Here is a 17,277-nt window from a genome sequence, read left to right as displayed (position 1 = left end):
GCACCGTGCGTGAAGTGTCGGGGTTCCGCAAACCCTGACGACCGCTCATTGCAGGAGGTGCAACAGCGGGCCGGCAGCAAGACTGCACGTTCGGTACGTATGATTGATCCGGAGCCTGAAACGAAAATATCGACTGCAAGACCTGGGAGCGGGCGTTCCTCCAGATGCGGCGTTGGTTTCGTTTGAGGAATAGCTCAAACCCATCGCCGGCCCGCTCAGACACGGCCTCGACATCGTCGATGCTGCTCCGAACGGCGCTGATATAGCCCTGCATGCGACTTTCGGCAAGCAGGAAATGCCCAATTTTGCTGGGTTTTCGGGCCGAGAGCGCCGCGGCGGCCCGCGATTCTAGCGCCTGGCGCGCGCCGCCTCGACGATGGCGATGGCGGCGCGGACGCCGGCCTCAATGTCCAGATTTGAATTGTCCAGCGTGTGGGCGTCCGGAGCCGGCCGCAGAGGCGCAATCGCCCGGTTCTTGTCTCGCTCGTCGCGCTTGAGGATGTCGGCGAGCACCGCCTCTTCGTCGGCGTCCTCGCCGCGGGCGCGCGCCTCCAGCGTGCGCCGCCGTGCCCGCACGCGGGGGTCGGCGACCACGAAGATCTTCACGTCGGCATCCGGGCAGATCACAGTGCCGATGTCGCGTCCATCCAGCACCGCACCGGGCGGATCGGCGGCGAACTGGCGCTGGAAGTTCACCAGCACCTCGCGAACCTGCGGAATCGCCGACACCACGGAGGCGGCATCGCCGACCTTCTGGGTCTTCAGGATCGGATTGCCGAACTTTTCGGGGTCGAGCTCGAGCGCCGCGGCCACGGCCAGCACCTCGTTGCTGAGCTCGGCACCAGCTTGAATCATCGCATAGGCCACCGCACGGTAGATCACGCCGGTGTCGAGATGACGATAGCCGTAGTGGTGGGCGAGCCGCTTGCCGAGCGTGCCCTTGCCCGAGGCGGCGGGTCCGTCGATGGCGATGATCATGCGAAATCAGCTCCGAGCGCGCGCATCATCGGGATGAAATCCGGAAAACTGGTGGCGATGAAGGCGGTATCGTCGATTTTCACCGGCCGATCGGAGGCGCAGCCCATCACGAGCGCCGACATCGCGATGCGGTGATCCATATGCGTGGCAACGAGGCCGCCGCCTGGAACATGGCCGCGGCCCTCGACGATCAGATCGTCGCCGGAGACCTCGACCTTGACGCCGTTGACCCGCAGCATGTCGGCGGTGGCTTCAAGGCGGTCGGATTCCTTGACGCGCAGCTCCTGCAGGCCGCGCATGGTCGTGGTGCCCTCGGCGAAGGCGGCCGCGACCGCCAGCACCAGATACTCGTCGATCATCGACGGCGCGCGCTCCGGCGGCACTTCGACACCCTTCAGCTTCGAGGCGCGCACACGCAGCTGCGCCATCGGCTCGCCGGCATCGCCGCGCACATCGCTCTCCTCGATCGAGGCGCCCATCTCGCGCAGCGTGGTGAACAGGCCGGTGCGCAGCGGATTGGTCATCACGTCTGAGAACACGACATCGGACCCTTCGACGATCAGTGCGGCCACGATCGGGAATGACGCGGAGGACGGATCGGCGGGCACCACGACGTTGGCGCCGTGCAGCTCGGGCTCGCCGTGCAGCGAGATTCGCCTGCCGTGGCTGCCTTCCTGCTCGGAGGAGATCTCGGCGCCGAAATGCTTCAGCATCAGCTCGGTGTGGTCGCGGCTTGCCTCCTGCTCGATCACCGTCGTGATGCCGGGCGCGGAGAGCCCCGCCAGCAACACCGCGGACTTGATCTGGGCCGAGGCGACCGGCGTCTTGTAGACGATCGGCACCGGATAGCGGGCGCCGTGCAGGGTGAGCGGCAGCCGGCCGCCCTCCCTTATGTCGCTGGTTCGGGCGCCCATCAGCTCCAGCGGGTCGAGGATGCGGCGCATCGGCCGCGAGCGCAGCGAGGCGTCGCCGTCGAAAATGGCGGCGATCGGGCAACCGGCCACCGCGCCCATCACCAGCCGGCAGCCGGTGCCGGAGTTGCCGAAATCGAGCGGCGCGGCAGGCTGGGCGAAGCCGCCGACCCCGACGCCGGACACCGACCAGGTAAACGGCGCCGACCGCTCCACTTTGGCGCCGAGCGCGCGCATGGATTTGGCGGTATTGAGGACGTCCTCGCCCTCCAGGAGGCCGGAAATGCGGGTTTCGCCGACCGAAAGCGCCCCCAGGATCAGGGCGCGGTGGGAAATCGATTTGTCGCCGGGAACGCGGACCGTGCCGGCCAGGGGGCCGCACGCGCGCGATTCCAGCGAGGTCGGGGTGTCAGAATGGGCCAAGATTGTGTCCTCTCGCGTCGCGGCAGGTATCACATAGGCAACACCGCGTCACGCGCCCGTCAAATGCGCGCAGACCGCTATTGACAGCGGCTCCTCAACTAGCCAAGTGAAGCTCCGTTTTTCAGGAAAATTCTGGGATTACCACGTGGCCAAGTCCGAGCTCGGAACCAAGCGCATTTGCCCGACCACGGGCAAGAAGTTCTACGACCTCAACAAGAATCCGGTGATCTCGCCCTATACCGGCGAAGTCGTGCCGATCGCGCCGATCGCCCCGCCGCGGGGCCGTGGCGCCACCGTCAGTTCGCCTGCGACCGCAGCCGACATGCCGGAGCCCGCCGAGGCCGAGGAGATGGTCTCGCTCGAGGAGGCCGATGCCGAGGAGAACACCGGGAAGGTCAAGGCCCAGGTTCCCGAATCCGAGGACGATATCGAGGTCGATGAGACCATCGACGACGATGACGACGACGATTCGACCTTCATCGCCGACGAGGAAGAGGGCGATGAGGACGTGACCGACATCATTGGTGACGTCGGAGGCGACGAAGAGACTTGAGATCGGCGCCGATCTATGATCAACGGTGCTGCCGCGCGAGTCGTCCAGGCCGCGCGGACCGGGATCGATCCCCCAGGATCATCCCAACTGGATAAGGGGCCATAGCTCAGCTGGGAGAGCGCTTGCATGGCATGCAAGAGGTCGGCGGTTCGATCCCGCCTGGCTCCACCAGCCTTCGCGAGCTTCGGCTCGGCAAGCCCGGATAGTCCATCGTAGCGAAGTGAGCGAAGGCTGCCGCGGCGTAGCCCAAAGGGCGGAGCCGGGCTCTCTCCGAAATCCGAATGCGTTAGCATCCACCCCATCAGCCGTGTGTTGGGGGGAACAGATGAAATACGTTTACATTCTCGAGAGCCTTGATTGCCTGCACTTCTATGTCCGGATTACCGATCTGCGGGCTAGACTGGCTAAGCACAATGCCGGGGAAGTGCCCCATACATCCAAATTTGGACCGTGGCGGCTCAAGACCTACGTCGCTTTCAGCGACGAGAAGCAGGCCGTCGCTTTTGAAAATATCTGAAGTCCGCATCCGGCCGCGCCTTCGCCAAGAAGCGCCTCTAACCGCCCCGACCGCCCCTACTCCCCCAGCACCGCATTCAGCCGGTCGCGCAGCGCGACGATCTCGTCCTTCATCGCCATCAGTTCGCCGACGGTGCAGTCCGAGGCCGCGAGGATCGACTGCGGCACGGCCTTGGCCTTTTCGCGCAGCGCGTGGCCCTGCGGCGTCAGCGCGATCAGCACCACCCGCTCGTCCGCGGTGCTGCGGGTCCGTTTGATCAACTCCGCCGCCTCCAGCCGCTTCAAGAGCGGCGTCAGCGTGCCGGAATCCAGGAACAGGCGCTCGCCGAGGTCCTTCACCGCGACGTCGTCGCGCTCCCACAGCGCCAGCATCACGAGATACTGCGGATAGGTCAGCCCGAGCCGGTCGAGCAGCGGCTTGTAGACGCGGTTGAAGGCATGCGCGGTCGAATAGACCGCAAAGCAGATCTGATTGTCGAGCCGCAGCGCCTGATCCGCGGCCGTCGGTTTCCTGGCCATGATTCCCATCGAATCCATCTCGTTTCCGGGTCATTCTGGGCTCACGGGACCGCGGATTCAATTGCGAACAATTAAATGTGAGACCGCATATTTTATATTGTGCGCAATCTATTTGCGTGCAATACATACGTCATCGAATTCAAGCCCAACCCACCAAGGGAGACCACGATGTCTGTGAACGTGCTCTACAAGACCAGCGCCAAGGCAACCGGCGGCCGCGACGGCCATGCGGCGACGCTCGACGGCGCACTCGACGTCAAGCTCACGACCCCGAAGGAGCTCGGTGGCGGCGGCGGCGCCGGCAACAATCCGGAGCAGCTGTTCGCGGCCGGCTATGCCGCCTGCTTCATCGGCGCGATGAAGTTCGTGGCCTCGCAGGGCGGCCCCAAGGTTCCCGCCGACGCCTCGGTGACCTCGACGGTCGGCATCGGCCCGCGCTCGGAAGGCGGCTTCGGCCTCGCCGTCGAGCTCGCGGTGTCGCTGCCCGGCCTTGCGCGCAACGATGCCGAAGCGCTGGTCGAGAAGGCCCACCATGTGTGCCCCTATTCCAACGCGACCCGTGGCAATGTCGACGTCAAGCTGAGCGTCGTCTAATTCCACATCACGCAATGGTCCGCCGCAACACGTGGCGGACCATTGCTCTTTCAGCGGCTGGTTCGCTTGGCGAACGCATGCGCCGCCTGCTGCATGGGCCTGCGCCGACGGAAGCATTGCTGCCCCGGCTGAAGACCGTTAGCTCTGGGACCCTCGTTATCTGATCCCAACTGAGCGAAGGTTGCTTCCATGAATACCCCAGCGGCTACGGGCGCGATGACCGGCCTGCGCGTGATCGATCTGACGCGCGTGCTCGGCGGTCCGTATTGCACCCAGATTCTCGCCGACCACGGCGCCGACGTGATCAAGGTCGAGCCGCCCGCCGGCGACGAGGTGCGAGACTGGGGTCCTCCCTTCCACGAAGAAGACGCGGCCTATTTCGTCGGCATCAACCGCAACAAGCGCTCGATCGGCCTCGACCTCGCTTCCGAGGGCGGACGCGCGGTGCTGATGAAGATGCTCGAGACCGCCGACGTGCTGATCGAGAATTTCAAGCCCGGCACGCTCGACAAATGGGGCATCGGCAACGACGTGCTGCGCGCGAAATTTCCGCGCCTCGTGCATTGCCGGATCTCCGGCTTCGGCGCCGACGGCCCGCGCGGCGGCAATCCCGGCTATGACGCGATCATCCAGGCGATGACCGGCATGATCGCGGCGACCGGCTCGCCGGAGAGCGGCCCGATGCGGATCGGCGTGCCGCTGGTCGACATCACCACCGGGCTCTACGCCACGATCGGCATCCTGATGGCGCTGTCGGAGCGGCAGCGCTCGGGGCTCGGCCAGTTCATCGAGACGACGCTGTACGAGACCGGGCTCGCGATCATGCATCCGCACACCGCGAACTACTTCATGCACGGCAAGCCGCCGTCGCTCACCGGCAACGAGCATCCCAACCTCGTGCCGTACGCGATCTTCCCGACCAAGACCGACAACATCTTCATCGGCGTCGGCAATGACGGAACCTTCCGCAAGCTCGCCAAGGAGATCGGCAAGCCCGAGCTCGGCACCGACCCGCGCTTTGCCCGCAACAAGGACCGCATCGCCAACCGCGATGCGCTCCGCGTCGAGCTGGCCGCGGTGTTCAGCCAGCACGAGGCCGAGCCGCTGTGCAACCGGCTGCTCGCCGCCGGCCTGCCGGCTGGCCCGGTGCAGAAGATCGACCAGGCGCTGACCAACCCGCACACCATTCATCGCGGCGACGTCATCGAGAAGGATTGGTACAAGGGCGTCGCCTCGCCGATCCGCCTCGAACGCACCAAGCCGAACCTGCGCCGGACGCCGCCGAAGTTCAGCCAGCACGCCGCGGAAGTGCTCGGCGAGTTCGGCTACTCGAAGGACGAGATCAACGGCCTGGTTGAGAAGGGCGTGGTCTGCGGTCCCCAGCGCAAGCGCTAAAGGCGTTTTCGAGCCTGTCCCGCACGCGATGCGGGATGCGCACCGGTTCGCGTCAGGACAAAGCTGGAGCGTCGGCCCGTATCGAACCGGCCGACGCATCAACACTGCGGTGCAACGTCGCGTTTGGCGCTGCACCGCACGGAGCCGGCTGCGGTCTTCGCCTTTTTTACCGCTTCCCTTCGCTTCGGCTTCCCCCCTACCATGACTTTCGTTTATACGGTCATTTGAACGTCATCCGGCGCTGATAACGCGCGCAACGAAAGATGATGTTCCAATTGGGAGGGGTTTTGATGTTCTTTCGACGACTAGGCGCTGCCGCGGCAGCCGCTGCCGCGCTTGCATTCGCGTCGCCCGCGTTCGCGGTGACCGAGATCCAGTGGTGGCACGCGATGACCGGCGCCAACAACGACGTCATCGTCAAGCTGGCCAACGACTTCAACGCCTCGCAATCCGACTACAAGGTGATCCCGACCTACAAGGGCGGCTACGCCGACACCATGAACGCCGGCATCGCCGCGTTCCGCGCCGGCAACGCGCCGCATATCATGCAGGTGTTCGAGGTCGGCACCGCGACGATGATGGCCGCCACCGGCGCCGTCAAACCGGTCTACAAGCTGATGGCCGACGCCGGCGAGAAGTTCGATCCGGGCGTCTATCTGCCCGCGATCACCGGCTACTACTCGACCTCCAAGGGCGAGATGCTGTCGTTCCCCTTCAACTCGTCGTCGACGGTGATGTGGATCAATCTCGATGCGCTGAAGAAGGCCAACATCGCGGAGATTCCCAAGACCTGGCCGCAAGTGTTCGACGACGCCAAGAAGCTGAAGGCAGCCGGCTATAACACCTGCGGCTTCTCCGGCTCGTGGGTCACCTGGGTCAATCTCGAACAGCTCTCGGCCTGGCACAATGTGCCGCTCGCCAGCAAGGCCAACGGCCTCGACGGCTTCGACACCGTGCTCGAATTCAACGGCCCGCTGCAGGTCAAGCATCTCGAGAGCCTCGTCGAGCTGCAGAAGGACAAGACCTACGACTATGCCGGCCGCACCAACACCGGCGAAGGCCGCTTCACCTCGGGCGAATGCCCGATCTACCTGACCTCGTCGGCGTTCTTCGGCAACGTCAAGGCGCAGGCCAAGTTCAACTTCACCGCGGCGCCGATGCCGTATTATCCCGACGCCAAGGGCGCGCCGCAGAACTCGATCATCGGCGGCGCCTCGCTCTGGGTGATGGGCGGCAAGTCGGCAGAGGAATACAAGGGCGTGGCCAAGTTCCTGACCTTCCTCTCGGACACCGACCGCCAGGTCTGGATCCACAAGGCCTCGGGTTATCTGCCGATCACCAAGGCCGCCTACGCCAAGGCCAAGGAAGAAGGCTTCTACAAGGACCAGCCCTATCTCGAGACCCCGCTGCTCGAGCTCACCAACAAGGAGCCGACCGCGAATTCCCGCGGTCTGCGCCTCGGCAACATGGTGCAGCTGCGCGACATGTGGTCGGAGGAGATCGAGCAGGCGCTGGCCGGCAAGAAGACCGCCAAGCAGGCGCTGGACGCCGCCGTCGAGCGCGGCAACCAGATGCTGCGGCAGTTTGAAAAGACCGCCGTCCGCTGACATGATGCCTTCGGGCATGAACCGGACAAGCGCGAAGCGGTTTTCCACCATGCCCAGACGACAAGCTAAGGCGCGATGACGATCCAACCTCATCTCATCGCGCTTTAGGGCGATCAACCGGCGGGCCGCATCCGCGGCCTGCCCTTCTTCCGAGCCCATGCAAAAGCAAGCGATTTTCCAATCAAAGCTGTTGCCTTACGCGCTGGTTGCCCCGCAACTCGCGATCGTCCTGATCTTTTTCTACTGGCCGGCCCTGCAGGCGGTGATCCAGTCCTTCCTGCTGCAGGACGCCTTCGGTCTCTCCACCAGCTTCGTCTGGTTCGAGAACTATCTCGAGCTGTTCAAGGAGCCGGCCTATTTCGAGGCGATCGTCCGAACCTTCGTGTTCTCGTTCGCGATCGCGGTCTCATCGCTGTCCTTCGCGCTGCTGCTCGCGGTGATGGCTGACAGGCCGCTGCGCGGCTCGACGCTGTATCGCACGCTGCTGATCTGGCCCTATGCGGTGGCCCCGCCGGTGGTCGGCGTACTCTGGGTGTTCATGCTGCACCCCTCGCTCGGCGTGCTGTCGCGCTATCTGCGCGCCATGGGCATCGACTGGAATCCGCTGCTCGACGGCGACCAGGCGGCGGCCCTGATCATCCTCGCCGCGGCCTGGAAGCAGATCTCCTACAATTTCCTGTTCTTCCTCGCCGGGCTGCAGAGCATCCCGAAAAGCGTGATCGAGGCCGCCGCGATCGACGGCGCCCGGCCGATGCGGCGGTTCTGGACCGTGATCTTCCCGCTGCTGTCGCCGACCATCTTCTTCCTCTTGGTCATCAACATCGTCTACGCCTTCTTCGACACTTTCGGCATCATCGACACCATGACCCGCGGCGGTCCCGGCAAGGCGACCGAGACGCTGGTTTACAAGGTCTATACGGACGGCCTGCTCGGCGGCAATCTCGGCTCGTCGGCGGCGCAGTCGGTCATCCTGATGGTCATCGTCGTCATGCTGACGGCGATCCAGTTCCGCTTCGTCGAACGCAAGGTGACCTACTGATGGTCGAGGAGGAAGGCTTCCAGCGCTATCTGGCTCACGCCATCCTGTGGATCGGGATCGCGATCGTCGCCTTCCCGGTCTATCTCGCGCTGGTCGCCTCGACCCAGGACAATGCCGTGATCGCCAACGGCCAGATGTCGCTGCTGCCCGGCGGCCATTTCCTCCAGACCTACTACCAGACGCTGTTTGTCGGCACGAGCGGCTCGACCCGCGAGCCGGTGCTCCACATGATGCTGAACTCGCTGGTCATGGCGCTCTTGATCGCGGTCGGCAAAATCGCGATCTCGATCATCTCGGCCTACGCGATCGTGTATTTCCGGTTTCCGTTCCGGATGGCGATCTTCTGGATCATCTTCATCACGTTGATGCTGCCGGTCGAGGTACGCATCTATCCGACCTACAAGATCGTCGCCGATCTGCATCTGCTCGACAGCTATGCCGGCCTGTCGCTGCCGCTGATTGCGTCGGCCACCGCGACGCTGCTGTTCCGCCAGTTCTTCATGACCGTGCCGGATGAATTGCTGGAGGCTTCGCGGATCGACGGCGCAGGCCCGTTCCGCTTCTTCTGGGATACGCTGCTGCCGCTGTCGCGCACCAACATGGCCGCGCTGTTCGTGATCCTCTTCATCCTCGGCTGGAATCAGTACCTCTGGCCGCTGTTGATCACCACGCGCGACGACATGCAGACCATCCAGGTCGGCATCCGCAAGATGATCACGACGACGGACGCGCTGACCGAATGGCCGATCGTGATGGCGACCGCGTTGCTCGCGATGCTGCCGCCGGTGTTCGTCGTCGTCGTGATGCAGAAACTGTTCGTGCGCGGATTGGTGGAGACGGAAAAGTAATGGCTAACGTCACGCTGCGCAGCGTCCGCAAGACCTATCCCGGCGGCTTCGAGGCCATCAAGGGTGTCGATGTCGACGTCGGCGACGGCCAGTTCTGCGTGCTGGTCGGCCCATCCGGCTGCGGCAAGTCCACGCTGCTCCGCATGGTCGCGGGGCTCGAGACCATCACCGGCGGCGAGATCGACATCGGCGGCCGCGTCGTGAACCAGGTCGAGCCTGCTGATCGCGACATCGCGATGGTGTTCCAGAACTACGCGCTCTATCCGCATATGAGCGTCTACAACAACATGGCCTACGGCCTGCGCAACCGCGGCATGGCCGAGGCCGAGATCAAGACCCGCGTCGAGGAAGCCGCGCGCGTCCTCGAGCTCTCGCCGATGCTGGAGCGCAAGCCGCGCCAGCTTTCCGGCGGCCAGCGCCAGCGCGTCGCGATGGGCCGCGCCATCGTGCGCCAGCCAAAAGTGTTCCTGTTCGACGAGCCGCTGTCGAACCTCGACGCCAAGTTGCGCATCGCGATGCGGGTCGAGATCCGCAAGCTGCAGCGCCGGCTCAACACCACATCGATCTACGTCACCCACGACCAGCTCGAGGCGATGACGCTCGCCGACATCCTCGTCGTCATGAACGGCGGCCAGGTCGAGCAGATCGGTAATCCGCTGGACATCTACCAGAAGCCGGCGACCACCTTCGTCGCCTCCTTCATCGGCGCCCCGCCGATGAACCTGATGCCGCTGCGCGCGGACGAGCTGAAGTCCCAGATCACGGGCGCCGACGGCGCCGGCATTGTCGGGATCCGGCCGGAGGATTTCGTGATCTCGAGCGAGACCGCATCCGGCGGCGTCGCGCTTGGCCTTACGGTCGAGGCGATCGAGCATGTCGGCGCCGAGACCTTCGTCTACGGCAGCCGCCAGCGCGAGGAGCAGGGCGTTGCCGCCAATCCGGGCGAGCTGCCGCCCGGAGAGGTGATCGTCCGGGTTCCCGGCGTCTCGGGTCCCGCCATCGGCGAGCGGATCCGGGCCGTCGCCCCCCGCGACAAGCTGCATCTCTTTACCGCCGATGGCCGCAAGCGCGTCGGGGAGTAACCGATCGGGAAGAATTTACCCCCATGTTGCGGGCGTTTAGGCTGGTTTCGGGGCTGCTTGAACGCTATCCAGATCGCCCCCATATCCCTCACTGACCGGAGGCCAGACGGCCCGCCGGTTGCATGGGGCGCCGCAAGGGCCCCTCAAAGTCGCTTCGAGAGGACTTTGTAATGTCTCGTGTTCCATCGTTGTCCAGTCCGTTCCTTCTGGGATTCGACGAGATCGAGCGTGCGCTCGACCGCGTCGTGAAGGGCGCCGACGGCTATCCTCCGTACAACATCGAGCGGTGCGACCGTACCAACGGGCAGCCTGAGCGGCTGCGCATCACGCTGGCGGTGGCGGGCTTCACCCGCGACCAACTCGATGTAACTATTGAGGAAAATCAGCTCGTCATCCGCGGCCGCCAGCAGGACGACAAGGCCCGGCAATACATCCATCGCGGCATCGCCGCGCGCCACTTCCAGCGCACCTTCGTGCTGGCGGAGGGGATGCATGTGCTGGGCGCGGATCTGAAGAACGGGTTGTTGTCGATCGACCTGGCCAGGCCGGAACCTGAACGGGTCATTAAGACAATCGCTATCAATGAGCACGAATAATAGAAACAACGAGCGGACTCGACCGCTTATCTGACTGAGGAGTCGAGACCATGAGTGAACTGAGTACCACCACCATCGAATCCGAGAGCGTCACGCCGGAAGCGCTGGCCCATCTGGGCGAAGGTCATATCGCCTACGTGAAGCAGGTCCGCTCCGAGGACGTGCCGGATCTCTTTCCGCAAGCGCCGAAGATCGCGCCGGGCCTCAAGCTGTTCGCACTGCACGCCGCCGACGGCACGCCGATCATGCTGACCGACAGCCGCGAAGCCGCGGTCGCAAATGCGTGGAGCAACGAGCTGCAGGCCGTCAGCGTCCACTGACGCAAATCTACGGCTGAATTCAGCATCCGCGAATTCAATGCGCGGGCCTGCTTCGTCACCGAGGGGGCCTGCGCATTTTTTATGGCGATGAGGTCGACGTGGCGAGCATCGGGCCCATGCTGAGCTGCACCTCGCCGGGCACGTTGTAGTCGCGCATCAGCATGCGGTTGTTGCGCAGCCCGCAGGCTTCCCGCTGCACCACGAACATCCAGAGCGCATGGCCGGCCTCCCGCACCAGGAGGCGCCGTGCCTGTTGTGTTGACGTCGATGTTTCAGCGCGCGGATGGGCGGCATCGAACTCGCGCAGCCTGGCGAGTGCCTGTTCCAGCGCGCGGCCCATGCGGCCGAGCGCACTCGCCCTCTCTTCGGCGAGCTCGTAAGCGAGAACGTCGACGGGAACGCGATCAAGGCGAAAATCGCGGGACATCAGTCATCCCTGGTTCGTTGCGCGCGTCCGTCTTCCGGCGTCATCGGCTGGTTGTCAATAGGTGCTCGTGTCTTCGATCGCCAAGCGAAAGCTCGCTCAACTTGAGCAATTCATTGCGCAGCCTTGGGCAGCGGACCATGGCCGCGGCTCCATTTCGCTCCGTGCATTTCCGTGCTGTAATAAGTTCCCGCGAGAAGCACTGCGACAAGGAATTTCCAGCACGAATCATTCGCCGCCAAATCGATTGAAGGAGATGCGACCATGCAGAAGAGCTCGCTGATCAATCTCGTTGCTTCGGTGTCGATTTCCGTCCTCGCGACAGGTGTCGCGATTTCCGCGCAGGACAAGTACAGCCTGCAGGTGCCCAACGGTCTCGCGTTCTCCGAGTTCAGGGGATACGAGGACTGGCCCGTGATCGCGATCAGCGAGAACGAAGGCGTCATCGCCGCGATCCTGGGCAATCCGGCGATGATCGGCGCCTTCCGGGAAGGCATACCCGGCAATGGCAAGCCGTTCCCGGACGGCGCCAAGATGGCGAAGATCCACTGGATCCCGAAGAAGCAGGAGGCGTATCCCGGTCAGCCGACGGTGCCGGGCGCGCAGCACGACGTCGACTTCATGGTCAAGGACAGCAAGAGGTTCGCCGACAGCGGCGGATGGGGATACGGCGCGTTCGAGTATGATCCCACCTCGGATGTGTTCAGGCCCGCCACCACGGCGGACAATCCGCCCCAGGAAAACGACGCGAAGTGCGGCCATGCGTGCCACACGGTGGTACAGAGTCGCGACTACGTGTTCACCGAGTACGGCAAGAGGTAGACACCGGATCGCACGGGCTAGCGTTGCACCAGCCGCGCGCGGATGTCCGGCTTCAGCACCTTGCCGACCTTGGAACGCGGAAGATCGTCCCAGACCTCGATCTGCTTCGGCGTCTTGATGCTGCCGATCTGCTGCTTGACGAAGGCGGCGAGCGCGGTCCCATCGACAGTGTGGCCGACGCGCGGCTGCACCACGGCGACGATCCGCTCGCCCCATTTGTCGTCGGGCAATCCGATGACGGCGCAATCCTGCACCGCCTCGTGGGCGCGCAACGCGTTCTCGACCTCGATCGAATATACGTTGAAGCCGCCGGTGATGATCATGTCCTTGGCGCGATCGACGATATAGAGATAGCCGTCGCCGTCGATGTAGCCGATGTCGCCGGTGTGGTGCCAGCCATGCGCCGAAGCCTCGCGCGTGGCCTCGGGGTTCCTGTAGTAGCCTTCCATCACCAGCGAGCCGCGTACCACAATCTCGCCGCGCGATCCCGCCGGCAACAGCTTGCCGTCGCCATCCATGATGCCGGCCTGCACCAGCGGGCCGATCCGCCCGGCCGACGAGAGTCGCTCCATCGCGATGGTGCCGTCCGGATTGTAGTGATCGGCGGGCGGCATCATCGAGATCATCATCGGCGCCTCGGTCTGGCCGAACAGCTGCGCCATCGGCCCGATCCGCTTCAAGGCTTCCGCTAGCCGCGTCGCCGAGATCGGTGCCGCGCCGTACCAGAAGCATTGCAGCGACCTGCGATCGGCCGCGTCGAGCCCGGGATGATCGAGCAGCATGTAGATCACGGTCGGCGGCAGGAAGGTGTGGGTGACGCGGTAGCGCTCGATCAGCGCCAGGAACTCGCCGATGTCAGGGTGGTGCATGATCACGACGCGGCCGCCCAACGTCATGATCGGGAAACAGAGCACGCCGGCGGCATGCGTCAGCGGCGCCAGCGCGAGATAAATCGGGCGGCCCTTGAACGGATAGCCCATCAGAGTCAGCGCGGTCATCGCCTCGATGTTGCGTCCCGACAGCATCACGCCCTTCGGCTTGCCGGTGGTGCCGCCGGTGCCCGGGATCATCGCGAGATCGTCGATCGTGGCGCGCTGATAGACATCGTCGGCGAGCCCGCCGAGCCAGCGGTCGAATGACGGCGCGAATGGCAGCTCGGCGTCGAGACAGACCAGCGCGCGCAGCTTGGGTAGGTCCTGCCGGACCGCGTCGACCATCGGCGCAAAGCTGGAATGAAACAGCAGCAGGCTGCAATCGAACTGATCGAGGATGAACTTGTTCTCGGTCGCCTCGTTGCGCGGATTGATCGGGCACCACACGGCAGCCGCGCGCGAGATGCCGAACACGCAGGCGAAAGCGAGCGGATCGTTGCCGGACAGGATCGCGACCTTCTCGCCGGGAGCGATGCCCGACCGGTCGAGCCCGCGCGCGATCCGGTAGCTCAGCCGCTGCACCTCGCCATAGCTGAGGTCGCGTCCGTCCATCGTGAGGCATGGCGCGTCAGCGCCGAGCGAGGCACCCTTATCGAGATAATCGATGAAGCGCATGGCAGGTCTCGCGCAAGGGGCGGGTGACGCGCTACTGCGTCACCCGCGGAAGGTGCGTTTTCGAGCAAAACGAAAACGCTTCAGGGAACGGAGTGTTGAGCCCCGATCCGGGCGGGGCTCAAGCTCAATCATGCACGGTCAGGACCGGCTTGCCGACCAAGCCGAAGCTGCGCAATTGCCCGAGCAGCTCGCGATGACCGAACGCCTGACAGCCGGAGGCGAAGCCTACGCGCTTGGGCGGCTGCTGCAGCAGGTGCGCGGCAGCATAGGCCTGCAACATGCCGGTCTGCTTGTAGTTGCTGTTGCCGTAGATGACGCAGTGCGCGCGCCCCAGCGGGCCGGAGGCATACACCGAATCCAGCGACTTGTTGACACGCGGGTTCTCGCGCGGCGGCATGGTGTTCATCACGCCGGCAGCGGTCTGTGCCAGCGCGGCGTAGCGCTCGTCGGGCTTCATGTCCTTGGTCGCCTCCAGCGCGGCGGCGACGATCTGCGGCACGCCCAGCATCAGCGCGCGATTGAACACGCCGCCCAGCACCTTCACGTTGGCGACGCGCGGATCCTGCTTGAACCACACCGGGTGCGACGTGCCGCCCCACGGCAGCGCCAGCGCCAGCTCGTGTTGGCCGGGGATGGCGAGGTTGTAGAGGCCGGCATCGGGCTGATGCTCGACGTACTTGTTCTGCTCCAGGTAGTAGGCCTTGGCCATCGCGGCGTTGACCAGGATGGTCTGCGTCGAGGCGATGGTCGGGCTGCCGCCCCAGAACACGGCGATATCGAGTGTGTCGAGGCCGGGCGTTTCCAGGCACAGCTGCGCGGCGATCTCGCCGGTGGTGTACATCTGCGCGGTGCCCGGCGCCAGCAACAGGCCGGCATTGGCGAATTTCGTGCCAAACTCGTGCTCGAGCGTGATCAGCCAGTCCTGCTCGCCGGTCGTATCCGTATAGTGGCACCTGGCAGCCAGGCAGGCCTGCACCACCTCGCCGCCGAACTTGGCGAAGGGGCCCACGGTGTTGAGCACCACCGAGGCGCCCTTGAACAATTCGGTCAGCGCGGCCACGGTGTGCGGCACCGACACGACCTCGTAGTCGGCGGTCTCGATGCCGGCCACGTTCGACTTCATCGCGGCGTTGAGCTTCTCGGCGCTGCGGCCAGCGGCGATGAAGGGGATGTTGTACTCGCGCAGATATTCGCAGACCAGCCGGCCGGTATAGCCGGAAGCGCCATAGACGATGACGGGCTTCTTGTCGCTCATTGCGATCCTCCGAAATGCTTGTTGTCGGCTTTGTTGCTACATGCCCATGCCGCCATCGACCGGCAGGCCGATGCCGGTGATGAATCGCGCATCGTTCGAGCACAGGAACACGGCGGCGTCGGCGATGTCGGAGACCTCCGCGAGCTTGCCGAGCGGCGTCTGCTCCACTACCGAACCGACAGCGGCGTTGACGTCGGGCGCGAGACCGATCTTCACGATGTCGTTGGCGAGCTGCAGGCCCATGTCAGTCGGGATCAGGCCTGGATAGATGCAGTTGACGCGCACGCCATAGCCGAGCTTGCCGGCTTCCATCGCGCCGACCCGCGTCATGCGGTCGACCGCGGATTTGGTGCCGGAATAGACCGCGATGCTCGGGAAGGCGATCGTCGCCGCGACCGAAGCGATATTGACGACCGCGCCGCCCTTGCCCGCGGCGCCGCCCGGCCGCATCGCGCGGAAGGCGTGCTTCATGCCGAGCACGGTGCCGACGATGTTGACGTCGCACATGCGGCGCGCGTCCTCGGCCTTGATGTCGGCGACCAGCGACGTGATCTCGATGCCGGCATTGTTGATCAGGATGTCGAAGCCGCCGAGAGTTTCGACCGTCGCTGCGGCGGCCCGCTCCCATTGCGCATCGTCAGTGACGTCGAGCTTGACGAAGCCGGTCTTGACCCCGGCCTTGGCGATCTCGGCGGCGCTGGCCTTGCCGGCGTCATCCAGAATGTCACCGATCATGACCGCGGCGCCGGACCGCGCCAATGCCTGCGCGATCGCCGCGCCAATCCCCCGGGCGCCGCCGGTGACCAGGGCTTTCCTGCCTTCAAGGCTCTTCCCACTCATGACGTAGTCCTCCCTTTGCTTGCCGATTGATGGTGGTGCTGACAGAGGCAGCGCGGGCCGGGGCCTGCGCATTTGGAGCGCAATGGTGATCGCGGCCGGCGTCGGCAGGGCGCAGCGTTGGCGCGCCCCGGCGGTGCATTTCCTCCTGGTTCGTCGATTGGTCAGCCGTCTTGACGGTTGTCCAAATTATTTCGCCAACCCTCGTCCAGGAACTTGACACTTGTCAAGTCTGAATTTGACAAGTGTCAAAGAGGATGGTTGTGAAGAGATGGAGCGCGCCGCGGTCGCCGCGGTATAGTTGCTCGAGGGAAGAAGCAGAGGGAAGGCACGGAATGGCGCGGCAAGCGACAGGAGCGGCCCAACGGGTGGCTGTAGCGGCCGAGGCGCTGCGCGACGAGAAGTTCAACGCGCGGCGCGTCGAGCTCGCGGAGGCCGCGCTGGAGACGCTTGGCGAGCTCGGCTTCGCGCGCACCAGCCTGCGCGAGATCGCGCAAAACTCCGCATTCACGCACGGCGTGTTTCACTACTACTTCAGCGACAAGCTCGATTTGATCTGCTGCTGCGTCCGCCACTACAAGGCGAAATGCGTGACGCGCTATGACGAGGTGGTGACGACAGCACGCAGCCGCGACGAATTGACCGAAGGTTTTCTCGCCAAGCTCGCGGCCACGCTCGAAAACGAAGCGCGCATGCATCGGCTCTGGTACGATCTGCGCTCGCAGGCGATGTTCGAGCCGGCGTTCCGCAAGGACGTGCTCGAGATCGACAAGAGCCTGGAAGCGATGATCTGGCGCATCGCCACGCGCTACGCCGAGCTCGGCAACAAGCGGCCGGCATCGTCACCGGCGGCGCTGTACGCGCTGTTCGACGGCCTGTTCCAGAGCGCGCTGCTCCGGCATCTCGCCAATGACGAGAAGGCAATCCCCGATCTGCTCGACGAGGTTCGCCGTCTGCTGCCGACGATCTGCTGAGAGGTTTGCGAACGCTCCGTAGCCCGGATGGAGCGCA

At 64.6% G+C, this 17,277-nt stretch carries 19 protein-coding genes and 1 tRNA gene; 13 read left to right on the top strand and 7 right to left on the bottom strand.

Annotated features, from left to right (window positions below; translation table 11 throughout):
- Positions 1-348: 348 nt before the first annotated feature.
- Positions 349-978: a (d)CMP kinase gene (gene cmk / locus ACVMDN_RS38135; protein WP_057020410.1), complete on the bottom strand. Its 630-nt coding sequence runs from the start codon at positions 976-978 to the stop codon at positions 349-351.
- On the bottom strand, positions 975-2,312 hold the full coding sequence (aroA, locus tag ACVMDN_RS38130; protein WP_057020409.1) for a 3-phosphoshikimate 1-carboxyvinyltransferase: 1,338 nt from the start codon (positions 2,310-2,312) through the stop codon (positions 975-977). The genes cmk and aroA overlap by 4 nt, the downstream gene beginning before the upstream one ends.
- A 145-nt stretch (positions 2,313-2,457) precedes the next feature.
- On the opposite strand from aroA, the gene ACVMDN_RS38125 reads away from it, so the two are divergent.
- The 3 genes from ACVMDN_RS38125 (at position 2,458) to ACVMDN_RS38115 (ending at position 3,382) form a co-directional block, all read left to right on the top strand.
- Positions 2,458-2,865 carry a TIGR02300 family protein gene (locus ACVMDN_RS38125; RefSeq protein ID WP_057020408.1) on the top strand — a complete coding sequence of 136 codons (408 nt, stop codon included), beginning with the start codon at positions 2,458-2,460 and terminating at the stop codon, positions 2,863-2,865.
- Between the two features lie 95 nt (positions 2,866-2,960).
- A tRNA-Ala gene (locus ACVMDN_RS38120) sits at positions 2,961-3,036 on the top strand.
- 154 nt (positions 3,037-3,190) lie between these two features.
- Entirely contained in the window at positions 3,191-3,382 is a 192-nt protein-coding gene (locus ACVMDN_RS38115; RefSeq protein ID WP_076833793.1) for a GIY-YIG nuclease family protein, read from the top strand.
- Between the two features lie 56 nt (positions 3,383-3,438).
- Here ACVMDN_RS38115 and ACVMDN_RS38110 read toward each other — a convergent pair whose 3' ends face one another.
- A complete protein-coding gene (locus tag ACVMDN_RS38110; protein ID WP_057020441.1) occupies positions 3,439-3,900 on the bottom strand; it encodes a MarR family winged helix-turn-helix transcriptional regulator in 462 nt (153 codons plus the stop codon).
- A 168-nt stretch (positions 3,901-4,068) separates the two neighbouring features.
- On the opposite strand from ACVMDN_RS38110, the gene ACVMDN_RS38105 reads away from it, so the two are divergent.
- The 8 genes from ACVMDN_RS38105 (at position 4,069) to ACVMDN_RS38070 (ending at position 11,381) form a co-directional block, all read left to right on the top strand.
- Positions 4,069-4,494, top strand: coding sequence for an organic hydroperoxide resistance protein (locus ACVMDN_RS38105; protein WP_076833862.1), 426 nt, complete (start codon positions 4,069-4,071; stop codon positions 4,492-4,494).
- Between the two features lie 189 nt (positions 4,495-4,683).
- Positions 4,684-5,889, top strand: coding sequence for a CaiB/BaiF CoA transferase family protein (locus tag ACVMDN_RS38100; protein ID WP_076833791.1), 1,206 nt, complete (start codon positions 4,684-4,686; stop codon positions 5,887-5,889).
- A gap of 290 nt (positions 5,890-6,179) precedes the next feature.
- Positions 6,180-7,496, top strand: coding sequence for a sn-glycerol-3-phosphate ABC transporter substrate-binding protein UgpB (ugpB, locus tag ACVMDN_RS38095; protein ID WP_076833789.1), 1,317 nt, complete (start codon positions 6,180-6,182; stop codon positions 7,494-7,496).
- Positions 7,497-7,653: 157 nt separating this feature from the next.
- On the top strand, positions 7,654-8,535 hold the full coding sequence (gene ugpA, locus ACVMDN_RS38090) for a sn-glycerol-3-phosphate ABC transporter permease UgpA (protein WP_076833788.1): 882 nt from the start codon (positions 7,654-7,656) through the stop codon (positions 8,533-8,535).
- On the top strand, positions 8,535-9,383 hold the full coding sequence (gene ugpE, locus ACVMDN_RS38085) for a sn-glycerol-3-phosphate ABC transporter permease UgpE (RefSeq protein WP_057020404.1): 849 nt from the start codon (positions 8,535-8,537) through the stop codon (positions 9,381-9,383). Before ugpA ends, ugpE begins: the two co-directional genes overlap by 1 nt.
- Positions 9,383-10,465 carry a sn-glycerol-3-phosphate import ATP-binding protein UgpC gene (locus ACVMDN_RS38080; protein ID WP_057020403.1) on the top strand — a complete coding sequence of 361 codons (1,083 nt, stop codon included), beginning with the start codon at positions 9,383-9,385 and terminating at the stop codon, positions 10,463-10,465. Before ugpE ends, ACVMDN_RS38080 begins: the two co-directional genes overlap by 1 nt.
- A gap of 170 nt (positions 10,466-10,635) precedes the next feature.
- Complete coding sequence (locus ACVMDN_RS38075) at positions 10,636-11,061, top strand: Hsp20 family protein (protein ID WP_057020402.1); 426 nt, start codon at positions 10,636-10,638, stop codon at positions 11,059-11,061.
- A gap of 50 nt (positions 11,062-11,111) precedes the next feature.
- Positions 11,112-11,381, top strand: coding sequence for a BQ00720 family protein (locus ACVMDN_RS38070; RefSeq protein ID WP_016843536.1), 270 nt, complete (start codon positions 11,112-11,114; stop codon positions 11,379-11,381).
- Positions 11,382-11,460: 79 nt separating this feature from the next.
- On the opposite strand, the gene ACVMDN_RS38065 is transcribed toward ACVMDN_RS38070, so the two are convergent.
- Positions 11,461-11,808 carry a DUF6665 family protein gene (locus tag ACVMDN_RS38065; protein ID WP_057020400.1) on the bottom strand — a complete coding sequence of 116 codons (348 nt, stop codon included), beginning with the start codon at positions 11,806-11,808 and terminating at the stop codon, positions 11,461-11,463.
- Positions 11,809-12,069: 261 nt separating this feature from the next.
- On the opposite strand from ACVMDN_RS38065, the gene ACVMDN_RS38060 reads away from it, so the two are divergent.
- A complete protein-coding gene (locus tag ACVMDN_RS38060; RefSeq protein ID WP_076833784.1) occupies positions 12,070-12,627 on the top strand; it encodes a cytochrome P460 family protein in 558 nt (185 codons plus the stop codon).
- A gap of 17 nt (positions 12,628-12,644) precedes the next feature.
- Here ACVMDN_RS38060 and ACVMDN_RS38055 read toward each other — a convergent pair whose 3' ends face one another.
- The 3 genes from ACVMDN_RS38055 to ACVMDN_RS38045 all read right to left on the bottom strand — a co-directional run bounded on the left by ACVMDN_RS38055 (position 12,645) and on the right by ACVMDN_RS38045 (position 16,269).
- On the bottom strand, positions 12,645-14,174 hold the full coding sequence (locus ACVMDN_RS38055) for an AMP-binding protein (RefSeq protein ID WP_076833782.1): 1,530 nt from the start codon (positions 14,172-14,174) through the stop codon (positions 12,645-12,647).
- A gap of 124 nt (positions 14,175-14,298) precedes the next feature.
- Positions 14,299-15,429 (bottom strand): DUF5938 domain-containing protein, encoded by a 1,131-nt coding sequence (locus tag ACVMDN_RS38050; protein ID WP_076833780.1) that lies wholly within the window; start codon positions 15,427-15,429, stop codon positions 14,299-14,301.
- Between the two features lie 36 nt (positions 15,430-15,465).
- Positions 15,466-16,269: an SDR family NAD(P)-dependent oxidoreductase gene (locus ACVMDN_RS38045; RefSeq protein WP_016843541.1), complete on the bottom strand. Its 804-nt coding sequence runs from the start codon at positions 16,267-16,269 to the stop codon at positions 15,466-15,468.
- 365 nt (positions 16,270-16,634) lie between these two features.
- Between ACVMDN_RS38045 and ACVMDN_RS38040 the strand changes: the two genes are divergently transcribed.
- Positions 16,635-17,240 carry a TetR/AcrR family transcriptional regulator gene (locus ACVMDN_RS38040; protein ID WP_026192040.1) on the top strand — a complete coding sequence of 202 codons (606 nt, stop codon included), beginning with the start codon at positions 16,635-16,637 and terminating at the stop codon, positions 17,238-17,240.
- The last annotated feature ends 37 nt before the right edge of the window (positions 17,241-17,277 follow it).

Source organism: Bradyrhizobium sp. USDA 4510, assembly GCF_054059095.1.
This window is presented reverse-complemented; position numbering and strand designations above follow the sequence as displayed.

Coding starts and splice junctions, on each gene's coding strand:
- cmk (WP_057020410.1), bottom strand. CDS start 978: ATGATCATCGCCATCGACGGACCCGCCGCCTCGGGCAAGGGCACGCTC.
- ACVMDN_RS38115 (WP_076833793.1), top strand. CDS start 3,191: ATGAAATACGTTTACATTCTCGAGAGCCTTGATTGCCTGCACTTCTAT.
- ACVMDN_RS38110 (WP_057020441.1), bottom strand. CDS start 3,900: ATGGCCAGGAAACCGACGGCCGCGGATCAGGCGCTGCGGCTCGACAAT.
- ACVMDN_RS38105 (WP_076833862.1), top strand. CDS start 4,069: ATGTCTGTGAACGTGCTCTACAAGACCAGCGCCAAGGCAACCGGCGGC.
- ACVMDN_RS38100 (WP_076833791.1), top strand. CDS start 4,684: ATGAATACCCCAGCGGCTACGGGCGCGATGACCGGCCTGCGCGTGATC.
- ugpB (WP_076833789.1), top strand. CDS start 6,180: ATGTTCTTTCGACGACTAGGCGCTGCCGCGGCAGCCGCTGCCGCGCTT.
- ugpA (WP_076833788.1), top strand. CDS start 7,654: ATGCAAAAGCAAGCGATTTTCCAATCAAAGCTGTTGCCTTACGCGCTG.
- ugpE (WP_057020404.1), top strand. CDS start 8,535: ATGGTCGAGGAGGAAGGCTTCCAGCGCTATCTGGCTCACGCCATCCTG.
- ACVMDN_RS38080 (WP_057020403.1), top strand. CDS start 9,383: ATGGCTAACGTCACGCTGCGCAGCGTCCGCAAGACCTATCCCGGCGGC.
- ACVMDN_RS38075 (WP_057020402.1), top strand. CDS start 10,636: ATGTCTCGTGTTCCATCGTTGTCCAGTCCGTTCCTTCTGGGATTCGAC.
- ACVMDN_RS38070 (WP_016843536.1), top strand. CDS start 11,112: ATGAGTGAACTGAGTACCACCACCATCGAATCCGAGAGCGTCACGCCG.
- ACVMDN_RS38065 (WP_057020400.1), bottom strand. CDS start 11,808: ATGTCCCGCGATTTTCGCCTTGATCGCGTTCCCGTCGACGTTCTCGCT.
- ACVMDN_RS38060 (WP_076833784.1), top strand. CDS start 12,070: ATGCAGAAGAGCTCGCTGATCAATCTCGTTGCTTCGGTGTCGATTTCC.
- ACVMDN_RS38055 (WP_076833782.1), bottom strand. CDS start 14,174: ATGCGCTTCATCGATTATCTCGATAAGGGTGCCTCGCTCGGCGCTGAC.
- ACVMDN_RS38050 (WP_076833780.1), bottom strand. CDS start 15,429: ATGAGCGACAAGAAGCCCGTCATCGTCTATGGCGCTTCCGGCTATACC.
- ACVMDN_RS38045 (WP_016843541.1), bottom strand. CDS start 16,269: ATGAGTGGGAAGAGCCTTGAAGGCAGGAAAGCCCTGGTCACCGGCGGC.